This is a genomic window from Sphingopyxis selenitireducens (assembly GCF_051550705.1).
In the GTDB taxonomy this organism is placed as follows: Bacteria; Pseudomonadota; Alphaproteobacteria; order Sphingomonadales; family Sphingomonadaceae; genus Sphingopyxis.
In genome coordinates, this window is the sequence record NZ_JBPULG010000001.1 from 81330 (window position 1) to 101945 (window position 20616).

Sequence of the window (20616 nt, forward strand, 5' to 3'; positions counted from 1 at the left end):
TAATCAGGTTCAATCCTTGCGCGAAAAGGGTGAACATAATGTTAGGATTGAAATAAATCCGGACCACACTCCGGAATCAACGTCCCGAAACGGGACAGATATGCCGTTTCAAACGAGCATTTCGCGCGCCGGCCCCTGTCCCAGAAACGCGGCGGGGCTGGCCGAAGCCCCATAGGCCCCCGCTTGAAAAATCGCAACCAGGTCGCCCACCCCGGCAACCGGCAGCGCGACCTGATCGCCCAGCCGGTCTAGCGGAGTGCACAGGCAACCGACGACGGTCACCGTTTCGGCGGACGCGATGCCAAAGCGGTTCGCGACCGCGATCGGATAGTTGCGGCGGATCACGGTACCGAAATTGCCGCTCGCCGCGAGCTGGTGATGAAGCCCGCCGTCGGTGACGAGGAAGGTTTCGCCATGACTGGTCTTGCGGTCGATTATGCGGGTCAGGTAGACGCCAGCCTCGGCCACCAGCCAGCGCCCGAGTTCCATCGCAAAGCGGCTGCCGGCGAGCGCCGCATCCCGCTTTTCCAGCGTTTCGGCCAGCGCCGCGCCGACGGCAGCGGCATCGACCGCCGTGTCGCCGGGGAAATAGGGAACCCCCATTCCGCCGCCCAGATTGACCAGCGGCGGGACCGCGCCAACTTCATTCGCCAGCCGCGCCGCGAGCGCCACGGTCTGCGCCTGCGTGTCGGCGATCGCCGCCGCATCGAGTGCCTGCGAGCCTGCGAAAATGTGAAAGCCCCGCCAGTCGGCGCCCGAGGCGATCAACCGCCGCGCCAGCGCCGGAACCTCGGCGGCATCGACCCCGAAGGGCTTGGCGCCGCCGCCCATCTTCATCCCCGACCCCTTGAGGTCGAAGTCGGGATTGACCCGCACCGCAAGGCGCGGCGCGATGCCGAGCCGCGCGGCGATCGACAGCGCGCGGTCGGCCTCGCCCGCCGATTCCAGATTGAGCGTCGCGCCCGCCGCAATCGCCGCCTCCAGTTCGCGGTCGCGCTTGCCGGGACCGGCGAAGCTGATGTGTCCGGCGGCCATCCCGCTGTCGATCGCGGTCTTGAGCTCGCCGCCCGAGGCGACGTCGAACCCGTCGACCAGCCGCGCCATGAAGGCGAGCAGGGGCGCATAGGGATTTGCCTTCATCGCATAATGAAGCTGCACCCCGCCCGGCATCGCCGCGCGCCATTCGGCAACCCGCGCACGAAGCATCGCGCTGTCATAGACGAACAAGGGGGTGTCGCCCGCCGCGTCGACCAGCGCCTCGGCGCGGTCGCCGCCGATCAGCAGCATCTCATCGTCATCGGCGGCAAAGCCGTGCGGGATCGGTCCATGGGGTTTCATGGCGCCGTCCCCTGCACCCAATCGGCGGAAATCGCCACCCGGTCGAGCTTGCCATTGGGATTGCGCGGCAGATCGGGGCGCCATTCGATCGTCTGCGGCTGCATGAAATTGGGGAGGTTCTGGCGCAGCCATGCCGTCAGTTCCTCGCCGCGATCATCGCCCTTGCCGCGCACAATCAGGATGATCGCGGCGCCGAGCCGCGCGTCGGGGACGCCAAAGGCCACCGCCTCGTAAATCAGCCCCGATGCGATGGCCGCCTCTTCGACCTCGGTCGGACTAACGCGATTGCCCGCGGTCTTGATCATCGCATCGGCCCGGCCGACGAAGTAGAGCAGATGATTGGCGTCGCGGCGCACCGTATCGCCCGACCATACCGCCATCCCGCCATATTCGGACGCGCGCGGCGCGGGTTTGAAACGCTCGGCGGTGCGTTCTGCGTCGTTCCAATAGCCCTTCGCGACGAGCGGCCCGCAATGGACAAGTTCGCCCGCCTCCTCGTCGGCGGTGATCGTCCCGTCGGGGCGGCACACCAATATCTCGGCATGCGGGATCGCGCGGCCCATCGAGGTCGGATGGTCGGCAACATATTTCGGCTCGAGATAGGTCGACCGGAAAGCCTCGGTCAGCCCGTACATCGGATAGATATCGGCGTTCGGGAAAGTCGCACGCATCGCGTCGATCAGCGACGGCGTCAACGCGCCGCCGCTGTTGGTCAACCGTTTGAGCAGCGCGGCGGCCTCCGCCGGCCACTCGCTTTCGACAAGTTGCACCCAGAGGGGCGGCACCCCGGCAAGCGTCGTGATGCTGTGCCGGGCAACCGCCTTCACGACGTCGCGCGGGGTCAGATAGTCGAGCGGCGCGACCGCCGCCCCCGCGTACCAGCTCGAGAGAAGCTGGTTCTGCCCATAATCGAAACTGAGCGGCAGGACGCCCAGCAGCCGGTCGTCGGGGGTCAGTTGCAGATAGGATGCGACGCTTTCGGCGCCCAGCCACAGATTGGCGTGGCTTAGCATCACCCCCTTGGGCCGCCCGGTCGAGCCGCTGGTGTAAAGGATCGCGGCCAGATCGTCGGGCGCGGCGTTCGACGGCGGCAGGCCTTCGCCGCCCGAATCGATCGCCGCTTCGGCCATCTTCGCATCCTGCATCGCGCATCCCGCCGGGCGCGCATCGCCCAGCATGTCGGCGCGCGCGGCGTTGGTGATCAGCAGTTTCGCGCCGCTGTCGGCGAGGATATGCGCAACCTGCGGCCCCTTGAGCAGCGGATTGACCGGCACATGGATCAGCCCGGCACGGGCCGCGGCGAGCGGCATCAGGCAGGCAAGCCGCGTCTTGGCCGTCCAGCTTGCAACACGCTCCCCCGGCCCGCCCGCCTGTTCGCGCAGCCACGCCGCGAGGCGCCCGACCCCGGCATCGAGGTCGGCGAAGCGCGTCACCTGTCCGCCGATCAGCAGCGCAGGCGCGTCGGCGCCGCCGCAGCGGGCAAGATGGTCGATCGGACGCGAAGGAGGGTTTTCGGCTTTGGTCATCGGCTGTTAGGACTGCGGTGATAGAGGGCCGCACGATGCAAGGAAACGGTGAAGATCAGGCTAATGATAATGTCTTGCCCGCGACAGCGCGCGCGGCAGGCTTTGTCTCGCCCTTTGATCGCGCGCCGTGGTTCGCCCTGTTGGAAACGCATGGATTTGCGGGCCGGGGCCGCTTCGATGCGCGCGGAAGTGCGGGATCGGTCACGGCGTGGCTTCCGCTGCGGATCGAGACACAAGGCGTCTTTTCCGGGCTGACCAACTGGTACAGCTTTGCGATCCGGCCCCTGTTCACCGGCGAGGGCGACCGAAGCGCCGCGCTGTCCGACCTGTTCGCGAAGCTGCGCAAACGGGCGACGCGGCTGACGCTTTATCCCGTCGCCGATCCCGACGATCTGACCGCCGCGCTGCGCGGTGCCGGATGGTGGGTGAAGGCGACCCCCGCCGGCGACCGCCACTGGCTCGATCTCGGCGATATGGACCATGACGCGTGGTGGGCCAGTCGTCCCGGCGCGCTACGCAACACCGTGCAGCGCAAGGCGAAGAAGGGCGTCGTCGATATCGAATTGCTCGCGCATTTCGATGGCGATGCATGGGACGCCTATGAGCATATTTATGCCGCAAGCTGGAAGCCCGAAGAGGGCCACCCTGCCCTGCTCCGCGCCTTTGCCGAAAGCGAGAGCGCGCGCGGCACCCTGCGCATGGGGCTTGCGCGCATCGACGGCGTGCCCGTCGCCGCGCAATATTGGACCGTCGAGGACGGCACCGCCTTCATCCACAAGCTCGCGCATGTCGAAGATAGTTTGAAAGCCTCGCCCGGCACCTTGCTGTCGGCGGCGCTATTCCGTCATGTCATCGAAACCGACGGCGTGAAGCGGGTCGATTTCGGCACCGGAAACGACGGGTATAAACGCGACTGGATGAACCGGCACGATCCGCTGTGGCGTATCGAGGCTTTCAATCCGTCGCGGGTCGCGGCATGGGGACCGGCATTGAAGGCCTTTGCGCGTTCCATGCTGAGGAAAGACACGTGACCGATACAGCTTCCGTCGATGCCACCCTGCGCGCGCTGCTCGCCGATATTCTCGGCCTTGGCGAGGAACGCGCCGCCGCGCTGACCGCCGACAGCGGGCTGTTCGGCGAACTGCCCGAATTTGATTCGATGGCGGTCGCGACGGTGCTGACCGAGATGGAAGACCGGCTGGGCATCATCATCGACGATGACGAGATCGACGGCGAAATTTTCGAAACCTATGGCAATCTGCTGGCATTTTCGCAGCGCAAGGTTGCCGGCTGAATCTTGTTCGGGGGCGCATGAACGAACATCATCTGCGCATCCACCCCGCTGGTCCCGGCGCGCGCGCCGCCACGATCCTGATCGTCCCGCCGCTGTTCGACGAAGCGAACCGCACCCGCCGAACCCTGTCGCTCGCGATGCGCGCGCTCGCCGCGCAAGGTTTTGCGAGCGTGCTGCCCGACCTGCCGGGGCAGAATGAAAGCCTCGTTCCGCTCGAAGACGCCGATCTCGCAGGCTGGCAGCGCGCGCTCGCCGATGTCGCGGATGCCATCGACGGACCGGTCATCATCGCATCGCTGCGCGGCGGCGCGTTGATCGACCATCTCGCGAAAGCCGATGCATGGTGGCGGCTCGCCCCCGTTGGCGGCGCTTCCTTGCTGCGGACCCTGATGCGCGCGCGCGTCGCCGCCGATCGCGAGGCGGGCATCACCGCGTCGCTCGAAAGCCTGCAGGACATGGCGAAGACCGAACCGCTGGCGCTCGCGGGCAATCGCCTGTCGCCAGCGATGGTCGCGCAATTGGGTGGCGCCGAGGTCCAGCCCGCCGCGCCGCTCCGCACCGTCACCCTTGGTCATGGCGACGATGCGATTGCCGGGACGCCATTGTGGCTGCGCGCCGAGCCCGGTGAAGATCGCGCGATGGCCGGCGCCATCGCCGCCGACGTCGCCGCATGGAGCAAATCATGCGGCATCAGCTGAGCTTTGCCTGCAACGGCGACATGCTCGCCGCGAGCCTCGACGAGGCGCCGGGCACGACCGGGCTGCTGATCATATCGGGCGGCAATGAAGTCCGCAGCGGGGCGCATCGCGGCATGGCGACGCTGGCGCAGCGCGTCGCGGCGGCGGGATATCCGGTGTTTCGTTTCGACCGGTGCGGGGTCGGCGACAGCGAGGGCGAGAATGCGGGCTATACCGGCAGCCGCGACGACATCGCCGCCGCAATCACGGCCTTTCGCACGGCCGCTCCGCACGTCACGCGCGTCGTCGCTTTCGGCAATTGCGACGCGGCGAGCGCGTTGCTGTTGCACCAGCCGCTGGCGCTCGATGCGCTGATCCTCGCCAATCCATGGACCTATGAGAGCGATGATGAGGAGGAGACGGACGAGCCCGCGCTGCCGCCATCATCGGCGATCCGCGCCCGCTATATGTCGCGGCTCAAGGACCCGAAAAGCCTGCTCCGGCTGATCAATGGCGAAATTGATTTCAGGAAGCTGGGTCGCGGCCTGTTGGCGCTCGGCAGATCCGCGCCGCCGTCTGCGCCCGATAGCCTGCCCGCGCGGCTCGATGCGGCGATGGCAACGCTCGCCTGCCCCGCGACGATCCTGCTCGCGACTGGCGACCGGACGGCGCAGGCCTTTGCCGGGAATTGCGATACGGGGTCTCTGCCCGTGGAGCGCCTTGCCAGCCCCTCACACAGCTTTGCGGGCGACGATGCGGATTGGTTGGTCGAGCGGATTTTGGCGACGCTCGGATCAGCTCAAGAATAGGATTCGCGCAGAGGCGCAGAGGACGCAGAGATTTTTTTGGTTCGCGCGGAGACGCGGAGACGCGGAGACGCGGAGAAGAAATGGGGAGCGGCGAAGCCGCTCAATATTGTTCCGGTGCGAACGTCCAAATCGACGAACGGGGTCGCCCGAAAGCCACCATATCCCTCCGCGTCTCCGCGTCTCCGCGCGAACAATCTCTTCTTCTCTGCGTCCTCTGCGCCTCTGCGCGAATATCTTCAAATCAGCTCGAACAGTCCGTCGCCCCGCGAAGGCGAGAGCCGCTGGCAGGCTTGCGCACCACCGATAGCGGCCCCCGCCTTCGCGGGGGCGACGGGCTAATTTATGCGTTGTCGGCGTTACGCGTCGACCAACGCGTGATATTCGGCTTCGGCGAGGAATCGCTCGGCGTCGAGCGCGGCCATGCAGCCCATGCCGGCCGCGGTGACCGCCTGACGATAGACTTTGTCGGTGACATCGCCCGCCGCGAACACGCCGGGGACCGAGGTCAGCGACGTGCCCGGAGTGACTTCCAGATAGCCGTCGGCGTCCAAAGGCAATTTGCCCTTGAACAATTCGGTCGAGGGGCTGTGGCCGATCGCGACGAAGCCGCCGTCGGTCGCCTCGTGGCTCGCCGCACCGGTTTCGGTGTCGATCAGGTCGACGCCGACCAGACCCGATACGCCTTCGCCCGCGACGAAACGGTCGACCTTCTTGTTCCACAAGACCTTGATCTTCGGATTGGCGTGCAGGCGGTCCTGCAGGATTTTTTCGGCGCGGAGGTGATCGCGGCGGTGGATCAGCGTCACGTCATCGCTGTGGTTGGTGAGGTAAAGCGCCTCCTCGACCGCGGTGTTGCCGCCGCCGATCACCACGACCTTTTTGCCGCGGTAGAAGAAGCCATCGCATGTCGCGCACGCCGACACGCCCTTTCCGCCCAGTTCCTGCTCGCCCGGAACGCCAAGCCACTTTGCCTGCGCGCCGGTCGCGATGACAAGCGTTTCGGCGATATAGACGTCGCCGCCGTCACCGGTGATGCGGAACGGACGCTCTGACAGATCGACGTCGATGATCGTGTCCCAGATCATGCTGGTGCCCACATGCGTCGCCTGTGCGGTCATCTGTTCCATCAGCCACGGGCCCTGCACCACCTCGGCAAAGCCGGGGTAGTTTTCGACGTCGGTGGTGATCGTCAGCTGACCACCCGGCTGCAATCCCTGAACGACGATCGGCTTCATCCCCGCGCGCGCGGCATAGATGGCGGCCGACAGGCCGGCGGGGCCCGAACCGAGGATCAGCATCTTGGTGTGGTGGGTGGTGGGCATGACAATCCTTCTAAGTGGCGGGCATTTTGCGTGGCGGGATGCGCCTAAATGGGTGTTGCCAACCGCGCTAGCAAGGGACAGGCTGCGCGCCAAGGGGAGAGAGTGCCGATGGCGAGCTGGTGGGAAAAACATGGGGTGCCGCGCCTGATCAAATGCGCCTGCTCGCAGGGGCAGATCATGAAGGCGCGCAGCAAGGTCGTGCCGCATGCGGCGGGCAACGTGCTGGAACTGGGCTGCGGCGGCGGGATCAACATGGAATTTTACGTGCCCGGGCGGATCACGAGCTTCACCGGGCTCGATCCCTCGCCCGAATTGCTGGAAATGAGCCGCGAGGCGGCTGCTGCGCATGGGATGGAGGCCGATATACAGGGCGGCTTCGGCGAGGCGATGCCCTTTGCCGATGGCCGTTTCGACACCGTCGTCACGACCTTCACCCTCTGTTCGGTCGCCAGTCAGGCGGCGGTGCTGTCCGAAATCCGCCGCGTCCTGAAACCCGGCGGGACCGCGCTGTTCCTCGAACATGGCGGCGCGCCCGATGCCGGGGTTGCGACATGGCAGCGGCGGATCGAACCGCTGTGGCGGCGCATCGGCGGCAATTGCCACCTGACCCGGCCGATTTCGGAAGCTTATGAACAGGCGGGCTTTGCGGTCGATCGTCAGGGCGCCGCCTATATGCCCAAGACCCCTCGCCCGTTCGGGTGGGTCGAATATGGCGCGGCGCGGGTGGCGGGTTAGTCGGCCTCTTTCTCGCCAACCTCGACCAGCCCGTGGCCGACGCTGACGCGCTCGTCGAACACGAAACAGCTGCCGTTCCAGCGGCTGTCGCTTTCGGGAACCTGCTCGAGATAGGCGAGGATGCCGCCCTTCAGATGCGCGACGTCCTCGACGCCCTCGGCGCGCAGGAAAGCGGTCGATTTTTCGCAGCGGATGCCGCCGGTGCAGAACATCGCGATGCGCTTGCCCGCAAAGCGATCTGCATTGGCGCGCCACCAGTCGGGAAACTCGCCAAAACTGCGCGTCTCGGGGTTTTCGGCGCCAGCGAAGCTGCCATAATCGACCTCATAGGCGTTGCGCGTGTCGATGACGACGGTGTCCGGGTCGTCGACCAGCGCGTTCCAGTCGGCGGGCGCGACATAACGGCCGACATCGCGCGCGGGGTCGATGCCGTCGACCTTCAGCGTGACGATTTCCTTTTTCAGCCGCACCTTCAGCCGCTGAAACGGCGGCGCGGCGGCGGCCGAATATTTGACGTCGAGCCCGGCGCAGCCCGGGAGCGCGCGGATGTGGTCGATTACTGCCGCAATACCGGCGGCGCTGCCCGCGATCGTCCCGTTGATGCCCTCGCGTGCGAGCAGCAACGTGCCTTTGACACCCTCTGCCGCGCAGAGATCGAGCAAGGGCTGGCGCAGCACGGCGGGGTCGTCAAAGGGCGCGAACTGGTAAAGGGCGGCAACGGTATGAGTCATTTCCGGGGCCTATAGCGGCGCCGGGCCGCGAACAAAAGCCGCCGTCCCTGCGAACTTCAGCCGAACGGATCGCCCCGGCCCGTGGCATATTGCGCCATCGCCATCGTGGTCCATTGCGCGTTGACGCGGATACAGCTGGGGAAAACGCTGGCGTCGGTGACGAGGACATTGGTCGTGCCATGAACACGGCATTCGGGATCGACGACGCCATATTGCGGATTTTCGTTGATCGCATTGCCGCCGTGCGGGTGGCTGCTCGACAGGGTGACATCATCCTGTTCGCGGATCGCGGCGGCGAAAAAGGCGTCGATGTCCATGCCGCGCGTGATCACCTGTCCGCGCGCCAGCGCCGGATAGCATTCGATCGCCCCGGCTGCGAAATGCACCTTGGTCAGCGTCGCCATCGCGCGGCGCAGCACCGGCAGATCGTCGCTGGCATCGAGCCGGAATTCGAGCTTGCCATCCTTCACCTGCCCGCGCCGGTCGGCGGGAAAGAGGATTCCCGCCGAATGGACGCGGCCGAAATTCTTCATCCGGTTGGCATGGTCATCGAACCAGCCGGGCATCAGCGACGCCATCGACATCGGCGGCTGAAAATGGCTTTCGAGCAGGAAGTCGCCGCAGTCGACATAGCTCGACATCTGATCCTCGTCCCACGCATTGCCGCCGACGCCGCCCGGCATCAGCGCGACGACCGGCGAGGCGACATTGAGCGAAACCTGATAGCCCGTCCCCGATATGTCGCTGCGGTCGAGCAGCTTCGACGAAGCGATCGTTCCGGCGGCGACGATCACCCCGACGCGGGCGCGGACGAGCGTTTTTGTCCCATCGGGCAGCACCAGCTTCACCGCCTCGGCCTCGCGCCGGCCGTCGACCGCCGTCTGCCAGACGATCTTCTCGGCCTTGGTTTCGGGAAGGATGCGCGCGCCATGATCGCGGCACGCGGCAGGCAGGTAAGTTTGCGCGACCCCCATGCGGCGGCCATAGGGGCAACCCGAATTGCAATAGCCGCAATAGGAACAGGCGGTCGGCGTGTTCGGCGGGCCGAAATTCTTGGCGAACCAGTCGGCGACCGCGCGCTGATCGCGGGGGTCGGTCGAGGCCGCGGCATAATTCGCCCAGCCGTTGATCAGGTGCGGGCCATTGTGACGCCCGCTGCGCGGTTCGATCTTCGCAATCCCGAGCCGCGCCTGCACCGCGTCATAGCTGGCGTGGAACGCCGCGGCATCGACCGGCGCGCCGATGCTCGCCCATTTGGCGAGTATGTCGAGCGCATCGGGGTGCGTCCGCCCCGCCTCGTTGACGCGCAGGCAGATGCCATTGTTGATCGTCGACGACCCGCCGACGCAGCGCCCCTGAAACACCACGAAATCACGGTTGGTCGAGGTTTGCAGCGCGCCATGCTTGTAGAGGTTGGCGACCATGTCGAGTTCGTGATGGGTGATGTCGTGTGAGGGATAGAATGGCCCCGCCTCGACGATCAGCACCTTATATCCCTGTGCCGCGACATTATACGCCGCGACCCCGCCGCCCGCGCCCGACCCGATGACGATCACGTCATATTCGTCGTCGAGGGTGGCTGCGTCCAGGATATGCGAAGGGTCGATCTCGCGGCCGTGGACGGGCTCGATCGGCACTTCGCCCGGCCCGCGCTGGCGGAATTTGGGCAAGGTGAAACCGATTTGGGCATGCACCGGATTGGCGGCGTTGGCGTCCTGATCGCCCGCATTCCAATGACCGTAATAGCAGGCGTAAACGATCCCGCGCAGCCGCGCCATGTCCTGAAACAGGTCGATCTGGCTGTTCTGCAACCGGTCGGCGAGCTTGTCGGCGCGGCCCGCGACATCATCCTCGGTGAAGAAAGGCCCGCCGAGCACCAGCTCGGTCGCCGTCAGCGACAGGCGAATCTCGTCGAGCTTGGTCCCGCCGACCTTGTCGAACAGGTCGCAGATATTGGCGACGACCTGATCGGCCGAAATCGCCATATCGGCATTGTGGAACAGCGCCTCCGTCAGCGCCTTCAGAAATTTGAGTTGCCCGAAATTAAACGGTGCCGCCATCGCCTGTCCCCTGTTTTTCCGTGTCGCAATGCCGACTTATAATGGGTCAAGGCAAGGGCGTATTGTACCGGAACGGCGGCTTTGGGGCGGGAGGCGGACGGTCAGCACTGGGCAATGGGTTCAGGAAAAATCAGGTAATGCGCCACTAAAACACGCGATCGCAGCGATAAGATGCATCAAAGCTACAACGACGGTTGGAAGATAATTCTGCCGAACAACGGTCCATCCCATCAACGCTCCGTAGATTGGAAACTGTAGCAAAGCGGTCGAGATGGACAACGTTCCGACACGATTTTCTATGAGAGTCAACAGCATGGACGTCGGGAACACGCTGCAACATAGCCCCCGTGTCCCGCGCCGCCCGAGATGACAGCGACAAAAATGGCGGGAACACCAATCAGTGCGCCTATAACACCGCCCGCGAGCATCCCCCTGAAAGAAGATATTGAATCGGCTTTGGAGTTGTCCATCGGCAAGGTCGTCCAAATCTAGCGCGAGTGGTTTCTAACCCCGATAATCGACGTCCGCAATCGGTCGAAAGCGACCGGCTACTTGACCTATGTCGATCGCCCGGGTTCCAAGCATAACACGGATTTCTGCGCTGCGTAGATTTCGGAATTTCGGCGGCGTCAGACCCGCTCTCGCGAGCCGTCGGGAGCAGCGATCACCCATGGAATTTTTGGGTCAGCGAACTCGCGCCTCAAGACAATGTACCAGGACGGCACCGTTGAAATCCATCACCTTCTCCTCATGCTGGTTGAAGACCTCGACATATGAGGTGGCAATGCCCTGCCCTGGCGTCGAGCGCCGCAGCCGCTTGGTGTCGAAGCAAGTCGTGATCGACAAGGTGTCGCCGGGATATACCGGCCGCCTGAGACGCATTTCGCGGATACCCAGACCGGCAATTGGCGTGAAAGCAATCGTCTTCCAGTAGTCGACCTGGAGCCGGCCCGCGATAGCCAATATATGGACTCCGCTGGCGGCGAGCCGCTCGAAGACCGGGCTCGTCGCGCCGATCTTGGGGTCGAGATGCATAGCTTGCGGGTCATAACGCCGGGCGAACTCGAGCACTTCCTCCTCGCTCACCGCATAGCGCCCAAAGCGACAGATTCGGCCAATTTCAATCTCTTCGAAGCGCAACGTCATTGATCGATTGTCCCTTTCAGCCTTGATATCCGAACCTTGCAGATTCATCATTGAAACAACAATACGCAATTTGTATCATTATCTCAAATTTGATGATTGAACAAAATGCAGGATGAGGAACGACACCGGATGGAAGACACAGCCCCCGTCACACCGCCCCGCAATTCTCTCTTGTACGATATTTCGACAGCCATCCATGCGGCGCGGTGCGGCCCAAAACGTCGGCGCAGCGTCCTTCATTGCAAGGGCCTTATATGAACGAGACACGCGGCGCCGATACCAGCATCGAAGCCCTGCACCCTAGCGCCGCGCAATTGCTTGCGAACGTCGATCTCCACGGCAAACTTGCGGTCATTACCGGAGGATCTGGCGGCATCGGCCTCGCCACCGCCGCAGCGCTTGCCCGGGCTGGCGCGGACATCATCATCGCCGCGCGACCCGGCGCAAAACTCGATCAGGCGCTGGCGACACTTCGCGCTCGCGCTGCGGGCCAGGTGCTGGGCATATCGGTCGACCTTTCCGACTTGACCGCGGTCGACCGGTGCGCCGCAGCCGTGCTGGACCTCGAGCGACCGATCGATATGCTGATCAACAATGCAGGAGTAATCGGTCCAAAGACGCTCTCTGCGGCCGGCATCGAAACGGGCTTTATGACGAATGTCGTGGGCCATGCCGTGCTGAGTTCAGGACTCGCTCCGCGGCTCGCGGCGGGCGCGCGCATTGCCTGCCTCAGTTCCTTCGGGCACCATTTCTCACCCGTTGTCTTCGACGACATCAATTTCGAGCACCGCCCCTATACCGCATGGAGCAGCTATGGTCAGTCCAAGACCGGATGCTGTCTGTTGGCGGTAAAGCTGAGTAGTGCGCTGGCGTGGCGCGGCATCGACGCCTTCAGCCTCCACCCCGGCGCCATCTCGACGGACATGACCCGGGATATGGTTCCCGCAGATTTCGAGGAAATGCGCGGCAAATCGGGCGCACTCGAGCCTACGGACTATCTGACCCCGGATCAGGGTGCGGCGACGACGATATGGGCGCTGACCGAGCCAAGCCTCGCCGGGCGAGGCGGCCTTTACCTGCAGCGCTGCGCCGTTGCCGAAATCATCGACCAACCCAATTACCGGACCGGCGTCATGCGCTATGCAATCGATCCCGACGCGGCCGAACGGTTGTGGGCCAGCATCGAAGCCATGACCGGCCGGACACTGCCACTGTAAGGGGGCCCCGCCCCAATTATTCGTCGCCCTTTCTGGCGGGCGCATGTCCGTCGGAGAGAGCAGGATCGGCCTTACGCGCGACACCGCCGACAAAGGTGCGGATTGTCTGCACGAACATCTGCTCATCATCCCAGCGATTGGCGCGCAGAGCGCGATGGAGGTTGGGATAGGCGCGCGGATCGGCGGCCGGCGGCGCGCCGTCCGCCCGCGCCCTTTCGGAGGCCGCGAAAACCGCCGCGCCGAACGTCAGCTTCTCGATCCCCTCGATCAACAGCATATGGACATCGACCGGAAAGGGGCATTGGCGCATCCATTTTTCATAAGCTTCGAGAAAAATTCTGCGCGGGGCAAATTCGAGGATCAGCGGTGCCGCCTTATAATGGAGGAGGATCGTGCGGCGAGTTCGCACGCAAATGTCGACGAGCGCATCTTCCCAGTCACCCGAGGCGACATCGTCGGGAATCTCGACTTCGCGCAGGAGGGAAAGGACGACCTCCCCGAACAGTTCGGACTTGTCCTTGAAATGATAATAGAGCGACGGCGCGCGAACCCCGATGCTCCGCGCAACGATCTCCAGCTTGAAGCCACCGAGGCCATGCAGGTCGATCGTGTCGAGCGCCGCGCGTATCACCCGCTCGCGCGTTATGACCGGCTTGTTGACCATAGCCCGCTCAAAGCTCCCCTGTTCCGGTCGAATCCACGATGCATCCAGTCCGCCGTCAAATCACGAGACGCCGCCAATGCGCTCGGCGGCTAGCCAGGCCATGGCCATCGTCGGCGCTGCGGTATTTCCGGCGGGAATGACAGGGAATACCGAAGTGTCTGCGATGCGCAACCCGTCAAGGCCGTGAACCTTGAGATCGGGATCAACGACCGATGTGCAGGGGTCACGGCCCATCCGGCACGAGCCTACTGCATGATAGCCGCACGTTCCCTGCCGCCGAAAGGCGTCGAGGATCGCCTCATCCGAAACGACGTCCGTGCCGGGGATGGTTTCCTGCGATATCAACCGGGCGAGCGGCGCCTGAGCGACAAAGTCCCGTATCGTGCGGACGGCGTCGACCATTACGCGCCGATCTTCCGCAGTGTCGCCATAGTTGCTTTGAATGACGGGCAACTCCTCCGGATCGGTGGAACCGATATGCACGCTGCCGGCCGATGTCGGGCGCAGCGGGAAGACCCCGATATGCATACCGGGAAGCTTTTCGACATTCTCGCGATTGCCGTCGGGGTCCAGCGAATAGGCGGCGGGAAAAATCTGCACGTCGGGTCGAGGCGCATCAGGCCGCGACCGAAACCAGGCCACCTGTTCGTAAACGGCCTCTGCAAGCGGTCCGCGACGCCGGGTCAAATAGGCCACCAGCGCCCGTCCCAGCCGCCATCCATGATAGCGCTTGTTGTCCGAGACATCCGCTGCAAGACGCCACTGCATCGCCAGCGCACGGTGTTCGAGAAGATTTTCGCCGACGTTCGCATTGATATGGCGAGGCTCGATACCGAGCGCATCCAGACGGCGCGCGTCACCGATCCCCGAGCGCTCCAATATTCCTGGCGTCGCCAGCGCCCCGGCGCACAGGATGATGTCGCGCCGAGCGGCCAAGGTCGCACGCTGGCCGTCCTTCAGATATTCGACCGCCTGGGCTCGTCCGTCGACAATGACAATCCGGTCGACGGTGCAATTGGTCATGACGGTCAGGTTCGGCCGTGCCATTGCAGGCCGCAGGAAAGCGGTCGCCGCACTGACGCGCACGCCGCCATCGACCATGCACGGCGCAAACCCTATCCCTTCGATATCATCGGGCGCATTGACATCCTCCTTCCACGTCCAGCCCATCGCGCGACCGGCCTGCCCGAAGGCTTCGAACAGAGGATCCGACCGACCAGGAAGCGATAATCGGAGCGGACCATCCCCGCCCCGCGCCTCATTCGCGCCAAGCGGATGCGCCTCGATCGCGGCATAGGCTCTCGCAAATTCCCGCCAGTTCCAGGCGTCACTCGACAGGCTGGCAAGCTCATCAAAGTCGGCTGGCTGCCCACGCACATACATCATGCCGTTGATCGACGTCGAACCGCCGAGCACCCGGCCGCGCACCCATCGTTCGGGCACCCCGGCGTTCGCCTCTTCGGGCGTGGTCATATAGGGCCAGACGAGGTGCGTTCCGCCGAGAAGCTTCGCGAACCCCTTTGGCACGCGCAGCAGCGGACTGCGATCAGCCGGACCCGCTTCGAACAGCACCACCGAAACACCGGGATCTTTCGACAGCCGGTTAGCCAGCACGCAACCCGCGGCACCGCCGCCGACAATCACATAATCGGCATCCATCCATCTTCCCCTTGCCCAAAAACCTCATCGAAGTTATTTTCTAATTCTATTAGACAAGTCGAATCGTCAAGAGGAACGTAAAAATGCAGGCAATCTTCATCGATTCATCAGGCAAGCGCACCGCCGCCACCCTTGTTGACGGTGAAAGCCTGATGACCGCGGCCCTTCGCAACGAGATCGAGTGGATTCGAGGCGATTGCGGCGGATCGATGGCCTGCGGGACGTGTCACGCTCACGTGATTCAGGGGAATCAAGACCTGATGCCCGCCAGTGAGGATGAAGCTGACCTGCTGTCGGGAGAGATGGACTGCTCGAAATCCTCACGCCTCCTTTGCCAGATCGTCGCGACACCATCCTTGGACGGCCTCATCGTTCGCGCACCCGACTTCGGCATTTGAACTTATCTAATCATATTATAATTTGAACGGGAGAATATTGATGACCAGCGCCGACACGAACATTCCCGGACATGTCGCCCCCGACCGCGTATTTCCATTTGATATCTATAGCGACGTCAGACTGGGCGAAGAGCTTCACGCCACCTATCGGACTTTGCATGACGATGCGCCCAGCCTGTTCTGGACCCCGGCCAACGGTGGCCACTGGGTCGCCACACGCTATGATGAAATTGCCGAGATTGTCCGCCAGCCTGAAAATTTCTCGGTGCGCGAGGCCCAGATTCCGCGAATTCCCAATCCGCCCCGCTTCATCCCTTTGAGCCTCGACCCGCCTGAAAACGCCCCTTATCGCAAGGCGCTGACGCCCTTCTTTTCGCCCAAGGCCGTCGCCGCGCTGGAACCGCGAATTCGCCACTTTGCCCGATCGCTGATCGACGAAGTGCTGGAAAAGGGATCGTGCGATTTTGTGCGCGATATCGGCTCGCGCTTTCCAGTATCCGTTTTCATGGAACTCATGGGCATGCCGCTGGAGAAGCTTCGCGAGTTCAAAGACATTGCCGATCAGTATTTCCGCGCCCGAACCCCCGAAGAATATGCTGACATGTCGGGACGGATCATCGTTCTGATGACCGAGTTGATTGAAATGCGGCGCGCCAAACCCTGTGGCGACCTTGTCAGCGAGATGGTGCAGTTCCAGATTGAGGGGCGCCCCATCTCGACGCCCGATCTACAGTCGCTGGCGCTGCTGCTGTTTCTCGGCGGAATGGACACCGTCGCCAATATGTCGGCTTATCTCTATCGCCATCTCGCCACCGACACCGAACTTCAGGCTCGGCTGGCCGCCGATGCGGCGCTCATTCCCCAATTTGTCGAAGAAGGCCTGCGCAGTTTCGGCGTGATCAATACGCCGCGCATCATTGCCCGCGACTGCGAACAATTCGGCGTCCATTTCAAAAAGGACGAGATGCTGCTCTGCCTGCTTCCGATGGCGGGCCGCGACGATCGGCACAATGCCGACCCCGATCGCTTCGACATTGATCGCAAACGCAAAGACCATCTCACCTTCTCGTCGGGGCCCCATCTTTGTCTCGGGCACAATCTGGCTCGCCTCGAATTGCGTATCCTGACGGAAGAATGGGTCAAGCGCATCCCGGCCTTCCGCTGGTCCCCTGACCACGCCCATCCCAGCCGGCATGGCATGGTTTTCGCACTCGAAACGCTGCCGCTGGAATGGAAATGACGATGTCCGACACACCCGGCTTTTCGATGCTCGTTGGCGGCGAACTGATCGACAGCGACCGTCATTTCGATGTGATCAACCCGGCTACCGGCGGCGTCCTCGCGGCGTGTCCCGCAGCCGGCCCCGCCCTGCTTGACCGGGCCATTGATGCGGCCGCCGCTGCCCTGCCTGCGTGGCGCGACATGCCGATCGAAGGGCGAAGAGCGGTTCTTCGCGCGGTCGGCGATACGCTCGCTGCCCATGCGGCAGAGCTGGCGGAACTGTTCACGCGCGAACAGGGTCGCCCCCTTGCGCTGGCGCAACAGGAGATCGCCGGCGCCGGTGAATGGTTCCACGGCGTCGCGGCATTTGATTTGCCGGTGGAGGTCGTCGAGGACAGCCTGACCCGAAGGACGGAAATCCATTGGGAACCGCTTGGAATCGTTTGCGCGATCGTGCCCTGGAATTTTCCGGTCATGCTCGCGGCCTGGAAACTTGCCCCGGCCCTGCTGGCCGGCAATTGCGTCGTCCTGAAACCCTCACCGTTCACGCCGCTCACCACACTCCGGATCGGTGAATTGCTGCAATCAGTCGTTCCCCCGGGTGTGCTCAATATATTGACCGGCACCGACGAGCTGGGACCGATGATGACGGCACATCCGGGATTTACGAAAATATCCTTCACCGGCTCGAGCGAGACAGGGCGGCGCGTGATGGCGACGGCCGCGCAGGACCTGAAGAATGTCACGTTAGAGCTTGGCGGCAACGACGCCGCGATTGTTCTGGCGGACAACGACCCCGAATCGATTGCCGACGCGCTTCTGTTCGGCGCCTTCTTCAATTCCGGCCAGATCTGCATGGCAACGAAACGTCTTTATGTTCATGATGCAATTTACGACGCCGTTCGCGACGCACTGGCTGCGCGCATCGCGCGGGCCCCGGTGGGAAATGGCCTCGACGAGGGCGTGCTGTTCGGACCGGTGCAGAATCGCCCGCAATATGAGCGGGTCCTGCAGCTTCTGGAAGATTGCCGGACCAATGGCTATTCGCTGTTGTCCGGGCCTGCCCCCGAAGCGAGCGAAGGCTATTTCCTCCCGCTGACAATTGTCGATAATCCGCCCGAGGCAAGCCGGGTCGTCCAGGAAGAAGCCTTTGGTCCGATCCTTCCGATGTTGCGTTTTGCGTCGACGGACGATGTTATCACGCTGGCGAATGCGAGCCCCTATGGCCTCGGCGCGACGGTCTGGTCGCGTGATGTCGAGACCGCTGTTTCCGTTGCGAAACGGCTCCAATGCGGAACGGTCTGGATCAATCACAATCTGGACGGACACCCGGAGATGACCGTTTCGGGTCGAAAGCAGTCAGGGATCGGCACGGAAAACGGGGCGAGCGGGCTTCGCAGCTTTGCGACACCAAAGGCCATCCTCATACCCAAATAAGATATATTGACATTTATCGTCTCATTGTCTCAATAGCGCCAAGACGGAGTCAGGATAAGGCTCGATGTCTGGGAGGATTGCATGTTGATTGAAAATTTTGTCTCGCGCCTTGCCTTGTCCGCTTCGGTGGCAGCGCTCACCGCGGCCCCGGCTTTTGCCCAAGACGCCGCCCCCGTCGAAAGCGCCAGATATGACGAGATCGTCGTCACTGCGCAGAAGCGCGAGCAAAACCTCAACGACGTCGGCCTGACGATCACCGCGATCAGCTCCGACGCACTGCTGAAACAGGGCATCTCATCGGTTGACGATCTTGCGCGCGTAGTTCCCGGTTTTGATGCGGCGACGACGCCGATCGGTTCGCCGGTCTATTCCTTGCGCGGCGTCGGCTTCTACGACACGACCCTTGCGGCGACGCCGGCGGTCACCATCTATGTCGACGAAATTCCGCTCGCCTATCCCGTCATGGCTGCCGGAGCGAGCCTCGACCTTCAACGCGTCGAAGTTCTCAAAGGGCCGCAAGGTACGCTGTTCGGACAGAATAGCACGGGCGGCGCGATCAACTATATCGCCGCCAAGCCGACCGACAGCTTCGAGGCCGGTCTCAACGCCAGTGTCGCGCGGTTCGGGCTTATCGAACTCGACGGCTTCGTGAGTGGCCCGCTGACCGAAACGCTGTCGGCTCGCGTGGCCGTCGCCGCCCAGCAGGGCGGCGCCTGGCAGCGCAGCTATACCCGCGACGACAGCCTCGGCGATCGGAACTTCCTCAACGGACGCCTGCTACTCAACTGGGAGCCGTCGTCGTCCGCGCGTTTCACCTTCGGCCTGAGCGGCTGGAAGGACAAGTCGGAGATGCAGGCCGGACAATATGTCCAGTTCCGTCCGCTCCTTCCCGCCGCCGTACTCCCCGAACTTCGCGACTATCCTCTGGCTCCCGATTCCATCCGGGCCGCCGACTGGTCGCCGGGCGAATGGCGCCGCGACAACAGCATGTTCCAGGTCTGGGCTCGCGCCGATGTCGATATCGGCACCGCAACGCTCACGTCGCTGACCTCCTATTCGCAATATGACCGCGACGAACGGGTCGATTCCGATGGCATCGCGCTACGCATCGTCGACCGTGTCGCATCGGGAAAAATCAAGGTCTTCAACCAGGAACTGCGCATCGCGGGCGACGCCTCGCAGGACCTGCGCTGGATCCTCGGCGTCAACTATAGCGCCGACAAGACGAGCGACTTTAATCTCAGCGACTTTTCCGACGCATCCGCCGCCTTCGCAACGGGTCGATATGCAAAGAATATCACCTTTTTCTCGCGGCAGAAGTTCCGCTCGCTCGGAGCCTTCGCCAATCTGGAATATGATCTGGCTCCGTCGGTAACGATCAAGGCGGGTGGCCGCTACACCGATACGAAGCGCGATTATGTCGGCTGTTCACGCGATTCCGGGGATGGATTGACCGCCGCAGGCTTCGGCGGGCTGTGGAGCACACTGAGCGGCCACCCGGTCCCGATCGCGCCCGGCGGGTGCATCACGCTTGTCGATCCGGTCAACTTCGTACCCGGTGTGGTCGAAGATACGCTGAAAGAGGATAATTTCGCCTGGCGCGCGGGGATCGACTGGCGTGCCAGCAACGACCTGCTTCTCTATGCCAACATCAGCAAAGGCTATAAGGCGGGCGCCTATCCGACAGCTTCGGCGACCACGGTGGCGCAATATACGCCGGTCCCGCAGGAATCAGTGCTCGCCTATGAGGGCGGCTTCAAGGCCGAGTTACTTGACCGGGCGGTCAATGTAACCGGTGCGATCTATTATTACGACTATAAGGGCAAGCAGATCCTCGGACGCATTCCCGTCCCGGTCTTCCGCTCGCTCGATGCCCTCGTCAGCGTTCCGAAATCGAGCGTTTTCGGACAGGAAATCACGCTGAACATCCGCCCGGTAGAGGGACTCGCGTTCGAGACTTCGGTGGTTCATTCGAAGGCGACGATCGACAAATATTCGGGCTACACCGACCTTGCCGTCCTGACGGTTTTCGATGATACCGAAATGCCCTTCGCGCCGAAATGGGAAGTAACCTCGCGCCTCGACTATGAGTGGAATGTGAGCAGCCGGATCGACGCCTTCGTTGGAGCAAACCTGCGTTACCGCGGGTCCACCTTTGCCTATCCGGGCGAGGACACGACCTTCCGCATCGACGATTATACCACGCTCGATCTGCGCGCTGGCATCACCTCACCCGACAAGGGCTGGACATTTTCGCTCTGGGGCCGGAACGTCACCAACAGTTCCTACTACAATAACATCCAGCGGCAGGTGGATACGGTCGTGCGTTTCATGGCCAAACCCGCGACTTATGGCGCGACACTAAGCCTGCGCTTCGACTGA

At 63.3% G+C, this 20616-nt stretch carries 18 protein-coding genes; 10 read left to right on the plus strand and 8 right to left on the minus strand.

Translation table 11 applies throughout. The annotated features are described in order from the left end of the window. Positions 1 to 108: 108 nt before the first annotated feature. Together ACSYDV_RS00355 and ACSYDV_RS00360 are read right to left on the minus strand one after the other, a co-directional pair. Positions 109 to 1338 (minus strand): pyridoxal-dependent decarboxylase, exosortase A system-associated, encoded by a 1230-nt coding sequence (locus ACSYDV_RS00355; RefSeq protein ID WP_438321750.1) that lies wholly within the window; start codon positions 1336 to 1338, stop codon positions 109 to 111. Next, positions 1335 to 2864, minus strand: coding sequence for an acyl-CoA ligase (AMP-forming), exosortase A system-associated (locus ACSYDV_RS00360; RefSeq protein ID WP_438321751.1), 1530 nt, complete (start codon positions 2862 to 2864; stop codon positions 1335 to 1337). The genes ACSYDV_RS00355 and ACSYDV_RS00360 overlap by 4 nt, the downstream gene beginning before the upstream one ends. Before the next feature lie 74 nt (positions 2865 to 2938). Between ACSYDV_RS00360 and ACSYDV_RS00365 the strand changes: the two genes are divergently transcribed. Genes ACSYDV_RS00365 through ACSYDV_RS00380 form a run of 4 tightly spaced genes read left to right on the plus strand, consistent with a single transcriptional unit; the run spans position 2939 to position 5644 of the window. Next, positions 2939 to 3895: a GNAT family N-acetyltransferase gene (locus ACSYDV_RS00365; protein WP_438321752.1), complete on the plus strand. Its 957-nt coding sequence runs from the start codon at positions 2939 to 2941 to the stop codon at positions 3893 to 3895. Beyond that, a complete protein-coding gene (locus ACSYDV_RS00370; RefSeq protein ID WP_438321753.1) occupies positions 3892 to 4158 on the plus strand; it encodes a phosphopantetheine-binding protein in 267 nt (88 codons plus the stop codon). Before ACSYDV_RS00365 ends, ACSYDV_RS00370 begins: the two co-directional genes overlap by 4 nt. A 17-nt stretch (positions 4159 to 4175) precedes the next feature. Beyond that, entirely contained in the window at positions 4176 to 4856 is a 681-nt protein-coding gene (locus tag ACSYDV_RS00375; protein ID WP_438321754.1) for an alpha/beta hydrolase family protein, read from the plus strand. Beyond that, the gene (locus ACSYDV_RS00380) at positions 4841 to 5644 is read left to right on the plus strand and encodes a hydrolase 1, exosortase A system-associated (protein WP_438321756.1); all 804 of its coding nucleotides are present in this window, start codon (positions 4841 to 4843) and stop codon (positions 5642 to 5644) included. Before ACSYDV_RS00375 ends, ACSYDV_RS00380 begins: the two co-directional genes overlap by 16 nt. Positions 5645 to 6000: 356 nt before the next feature. Here ACSYDV_RS00380 and trxB read toward each other — a convergent pair whose 3' ends face one another. Beyond that, a complete protein-coding gene (gene trxB / locus ACSYDV_RS00385) occupies positions 6001 to 6966 on the minus strand; it encodes a thioredoxin-disulfide reductase (protein WP_438321757.1) in 966 nt (321 codons plus the stop codon). 108 nt (positions 6967 to 7074) lie between these two features. Between trxB and ACSYDV_RS00390 the strand changes: the two genes are divergently transcribed. Continuing rightward, positions 7075 to 7701, plus strand: coding sequence for a class I SAM-dependent methyltransferase (locus ACSYDV_RS00390; protein WP_438321758.1), 627 nt, complete (start codon positions 7075 to 7077; stop codon positions 7699 to 7701). Here ACSYDV_RS00390 and trhO read toward each other — a convergent pair. The 3 genes from trhO to ACSYDV_RS00405 all read right to left on the minus strand — a co-directional run bounded on the left by trhO (position 7698) and on the right by ACSYDV_RS00405 (position 11707). Next, entirely contained in the window at positions 7698 to 8432 is a 735-nt protein-coding gene (gene trhO / locus ACSYDV_RS00395) for an oxygen-dependent tRNA uridine(34) hydroxylase TrhO (protein ID WP_438321759.1), read from the minus strand. The two genes, ACSYDV_RS00390 and trhO, sit on opposite strands and share 4 nt — an antisense overlap. Positions 8433 to 8488: 56 nt before the next feature. After that, positions 8489 to 10492, minus strand: a complete 2004-nt coding sequence (locus tag ACSYDV_RS00400) for a GMC family oxidoreductase N-terminal domain-containing protein (protein ID WP_438321761.1) — start codon at positions 10490 to 10492, stop codon at positions 8489 to 8491. A 684-nt stretch (positions 10493 to 11176) separates the two neighbouring features. Further along, positions 11177 to 11707, minus strand: a complete 531-nt coding sequence (locus tag ACSYDV_RS00405; protein WP_438321762.1) for a MaoC/PaaZ C-terminal domain-containing protein — start codon at positions 11705 to 11707, stop codon at positions 11177 to 11179. A 185-nt stretch (positions 11708 to 11892) separates the two neighbouring features. On the opposite strand from ACSYDV_RS00405, the gene ACSYDV_RS00410 reads away from it, so the two are divergent. Then, positions 11893 to 12855, plus strand: a complete 963-nt coding sequence (locus ACSYDV_RS00410; RefSeq protein ID WP_438321763.1) for an SDR family NAD(P)-dependent oxidoreductase — start codon at positions 11893 to 11895, stop codon at positions 12853 to 12855. A gap of 16 nt (positions 12856 to 12871) precedes the next feature. Here the strand turns inward: ACSYDV_RS00410 and ACSYDV_RS00415 are convergent, their stop codons facing one another. Beyond that, positions 12872 to 13519, minus strand: coding sequence for a TetR/AcrR family transcriptional regulator (locus ACSYDV_RS00415; protein ID WP_438321764.1), 648 nt, complete (start codon positions 13517 to 13519; stop codon positions 12872 to 12874). A gap of 60 nt (positions 13520 to 13579) precedes the next feature. After that, on the minus strand, positions 13580 to 15178 hold the full coding sequence (locus ACSYDV_RS00420; RefSeq protein WP_438321765.1) for a GMC family oxidoreductase: 1599 nt from the start codon (positions 15176 to 15178) through the stop codon (positions 13580 to 13582). 83 nt (positions 15179 to 15261) lie between these two features. Between ACSYDV_RS00420 and ACSYDV_RS00425 the strand changes: the two genes are divergently transcribed. The 4 genes from ACSYDV_RS00425 to ACSYDV_RS00440 all read left to right on the plus strand — a co-directional run bounded on the left by ACSYDV_RS00425 (position 15262) and on the right by ACSYDV_RS00440 (position 20616). Continuing rightward, positions 15262 to 15576 (plus strand): 2Fe-2S iron-sulfur cluster-binding protein, encoded by a 315-nt coding sequence (locus tag ACSYDV_RS00425; protein WP_438321766.1) that lies wholly within the window; start codon positions 15262 to 15264, stop codon positions 15574 to 15576. Positions 15577 to 15616: 40 nt separating this feature from the next. Further along, positions 15617 to 16816: a cytochrome P450 gene (locus tag ACSYDV_RS00430; protein WP_438321767.1), complete on the plus strand. Its 1200-nt coding sequence runs from the start codon at positions 15617 to 15619 to the stop codon at positions 16814 to 16816. Positions 16817 to 16818: 2 nt separating this feature from the next. Continuing rightward, complete coding sequence (locus ACSYDV_RS00435; protein ID WP_438321768.1) at positions 16819 to 18234, plus strand: aldehyde dehydrogenase family protein; 1416 nt, start codon at positions 16819 to 16821, stop codon at positions 18232 to 18234. An 81-nt stretch (positions 18235 to 18315) separates the two neighbouring features. Further along, positions 18316 to 20616, plus strand: a complete 2301-nt coding sequence (locus ACSYDV_RS00440) for a TonB-dependent receptor (protein WP_438321769.1) — start codon at positions 18316 to 18318, stop codon at positions 20614 to 20616.

Excerpts from the sequence above, each read along its gene's own strand:
- ACSYDV_RS00355 (WP_438321750.1), bottom strand. The coding sequence starts at position 1,338 with ATGAAACCCCATGGACCGATCCCGCACGGCTTTGCCGCCGATGACGAT.
- ACSYDV_RS00435 (WP_438321768.1), top strand. The coding sequence starts at position 16,819 with ATGTCCGACACACCCGGCTTTTCGATGCTCGTTGGCGGCGAACTGATC.
- ACSYDV_RS00380 (WP_438321756.1), top strand. The coding sequence starts at position 4,841 with ATGCGGCATCAGCTGAGCTTTGCCTGCAACGGCGACATGCTCGCCGCG.
- ACSYDV_RS00390 (WP_438321758.1), top strand. The coding sequence starts at position 7,075 with ATGGCGAGCTGGTGGGAAAAACATGGGGTGCCGCGCCTGATCAAATGC.
- ACSYDV_RS00440 (WP_438321769.1), top strand. The coding sequence starts at position 18,316 with ATGTTGATTGAAAATTTTGTCTCGCGCCTTGCCTTGTCCGCTTCGGTG.
- ACSYDV_RS00415 (WP_438321764.1), bottom strand. The coding sequence starts at position 13,519 with ATGGTCAACAAGCCGGTCATAACGCGCGAGCGGGTGATACGCGCGGCG.
- ACSYDV_RS00425 (WP_438321766.1), top strand. The coding sequence starts at position 15,262 with ATGCAGGCAATCTTCATCGATTCATCAGGCAAGCGCACCGCCGCCACC.
- trxB (WP_438321757.1), bottom strand. The coding sequence starts at position 6,966 with ATGCCCACCACCCACCACACCAAGATGCTGATCCTCGGTTCGGGCCCC.
- ACSYDV_RS00430 (WP_438321767.1), top strand. The coding sequence starts at position 15,617 with ATGACCAGCGCCGACACGAACATTCCCGGACATGTCGCCCCCGACCGC.
- ACSYDV_RS00410 (WP_438321763.1), top strand. The coding sequence starts at position 11,893 with ATGAACGAGACACGCGGCGCCGATACCAGCATCGAAGCCCTGCACCCT.
- ACSYDV_RS00420 (WP_438321765.1), bottom strand. The coding sequence starts at position 15,178 with ATGGATGCCGATTATGTGATTGTCGGCGGCGGTGCCGCGGGTTGCGTG.
- trhO (WP_438321759.1), bottom strand. The coding sequence starts at position 8,432 with ATGACTCATACCGTTGCCGCCCTTTACCAGTTCGCGCCCTTTGACGAC.
- ACSYDV_RS00360 (WP_438321751.1), bottom strand. The coding sequence starts at position 2,864 with ATGACCAAAGCCGAAAACCCTCCTTCGCGTCCGATCGACCATCTTGCC.
- ACSYDV_RS00375 (WP_438321754.1), top strand. The coding sequence starts at position 4,176 with ATGAACGAACATCATCTGCGCATCCACCCCGCTGGTCCCGGCGCGCGC.
- ACSYDV_RS00400 (WP_438321761.1), bottom strand. The coding sequence starts at position 10,492 with ATGGCGGCACCGTTTAATTTCGGGCAACTCAAATTTCTGAAGGCGCTG.